Consider the following 1,203-nt stretch of genomic DNA (forward strand, 5'->3'; position numbering starts at 1 on the left):
CACTAGTGTCCACTAAAAATTAAAATAAGTTCTTTGAAATTATTGTAAATCTGTATTTTAAGAGTCATTTTAGAGCGTGACGATTTGAAATGATTATTATGTTCGTAAATCAATATTACGAATATGAATCACGGTAAATATGTCTTTTCTCAACTGATTGAATTTCTTCCTCAACGTGTTTTTGACAGGTTAACTAGTAAATATTCTGGCAATAAATCGGTCAAACATTTTACTTGTTGGAATCAATTATTATGTATGATTTTTGGTCAACTTTCAGCAAGAGAAAGTTTAAGGGATTTGATAATTGTTATAGAAGCACATCAATCAAAATCATATCATTTAGGATTTGGCAAAAATGTAACTCGTAGTAATTTATCCAAAGCTAATGAAAATCGTAATTATAAAATATTTGAAGAGTTTGCCAATCATTTAATATTGATTGCCCAAGATAAAAAAAGCAATGATACCTTTGAAATAAAAGGCAATATTTATGCTTTTGATTCTTCAACAATTGATCTATGCTTGAATGTATTTTGTTGGGCTCACTTTCGAAAAACTAAAGCAGGGATAAAATTGCACACTCTCTTTGATATTAACACGCAAATCCCTGTATTTATTCACATTACAGAAGCAAATATACACGATGTTAAGGCAATGGATGTAATAGATTATGAACCATTTGCTTATTATATTTTTGACCGTGCTTATGTTGATTATGATCGACTTTTTCGAATTACAAAAGCTAATGCTTATTTTGTAGTTAGAGCAAAATCTAACGTGAAATTTAAAAGAATGTATTCTTTAAAAATTGATAAAACCACTGGAATTAAATATGACCAAATCGGTAAAATAGAAGGTTTTTATACCTCAAAAGATTATCCAGAAAAGATACGAAAAGTAAAATTTTTCGATACTGAAAATAAAAAAATGTTAGTCTTTTTGACCAATAATTTTGAATTATCAGCTCAAGATATTGCATTACTCTACAAACAAAGATGGCAAGTAGAATTGTTCTTTAAATGGATAAAACAGCACCTAAAAGTTAAGACCTTTTGGGGAACAACAGAAAATGCTGTTCGTATTCAAATTAATGTAGCAATTGTGACTTACTGCTTGGTCTCTATAATAGCAAAAGATTTAAAAATCAATCGCTCAACCTACGAAATTCTACAAATTTTATCCGCATCATTACTCGATAAAACA

General features: G+C 28.7%; 1 protein-coding gene. It reads left to right on the top strand.

Annotated elements, in window-relative coordinates; genetic code table 11:
- Positions 1 to 123: 123 nt before the first annotated feature.
- The coding region (locus AAEO57_RS20815) for an IS4 family transposase (protein WP_341694947.1) at positions 124 to 1,203 on the top strand (1,080 nt) is incomplete at its 3' end.

The sequence above is a fragment of the Flavobacterium calami genome (assembly GCF_038290035.1).
GTDB lineage: Bacteria > Bacteroidota > Bacteroidia > Flavobacteriales > Flavobacteriaceae > Flavobacterium > Flavobacterium calami.